Annotated in this window: 1 protein-coding gene and 1 pseudogene; both read left to right on the forward strand. The window is 66.8% G+C overall.

Features of this window, described 5'->3' with window-relative positions; translation table 11 throughout:
• Positions 1–226: pseudogene (locus JMF90_RS38525) on the forward strand (glucose-6-phosphate isomerase); the annotation flags it as partial.
• The coding region (locus JMF90_RS38530) for a glycosyltransferase (protein WP_201326487.1) at positions 223–955 on the forward strand (733 nt) is incomplete at its 3' end. The pseudogene JMF90_RS38525 and the gene JMF90_RS38530, both read left to right, overlap by 4 nt.

The following is a 955-nucleotide window of genomic DNA, read 5'->3' on the forward strand; positions in this document are numbered from 1 at the left end:
CGGCCGCACGCTGCGCGCGGCGTTCAAGCTGCGCAAGGACAAGTTCGTCGGCGCGTGCCTGAGCCTGTGCCTGTCGACCTTCGCGATGCTCGTGTTCACGAACTCGCTGATCGGCACCGGCGGCCTGCTGATGTTCACAGCCATTTTTTCGATACTTGCCGCGGCGCACTGGCAGAAGGCGCAACGCCTGCTGGCCGCCGCGCGTTCACGGGGAGGCGACCATTGAGAATCGCGATCGTCACGCACGTCGTGCGACATAACGACGGGCAGGGCCGCGTCAATTACGAAATCGCGCGCGCGGCGCTGGCCGAGAACTACGAGGTCACGCTGGTCGCGTCGCACGTCGCGCCCGAACTGCTGGCCGACCCGCGCGTGCGCTGGGTGCCGGTGAAGGTCGGCGGCTTCTGGCCGTCGAATCTCGTCAAGCAGCAGGTGTTCGCGCTGAAGAGCGCGGCCTGGCTGCGCGCGCACCGCGGTGAATACGACGTACTGCACGTGAACGGCTTCATCTCGTGGATCAAGGCCGACGTCAATACCGCGCACTTCGTGCACGGCGGCTGGTTCAAGAGTCCGTACTATCCGTTCGGGCCCGCGAAGGGGCTGTGGTCGGCCTACCAGTACGTCTACACGCGCGTGAATACCGTGCTCGAGCGCTGGGCGTACAAGCGTTCGCGCGCGATCACCGCCGTGTCGCAAAAGGTGGCCGACGAGATCGCCGGGCTCGGCATCGACAGCCGCAAGATCAGCGTGATCTACAACGGTGTGGACGGCAGCGCATTCGCCGGCGCGCAGGCCGATCGCGCGGCGTTCAAGCTGCCGGACGACGCGTTCCTGCTGCTGTTCGTCGGCGACCTGCGCACGCCGCGCAAGAACCTCGGCACCGTGCTGAAGGCGCTGACGAAGCTGCCCGCCAACGTGCATCTGGCGGTGGCCGGCTATCTGCCCGGCAGCCCGT

The sequence above is a fragment of the Burkholderia sp. E168m23 genome (assembly GCF_016586125.1).
Classification (GTDB): domain Bacteria; phylum Pseudomonadota; class Gammaproteobacteria; order Burkholderiales; family Burkholderiaceae; genus Burkholderia; species Burkholderia orbicola.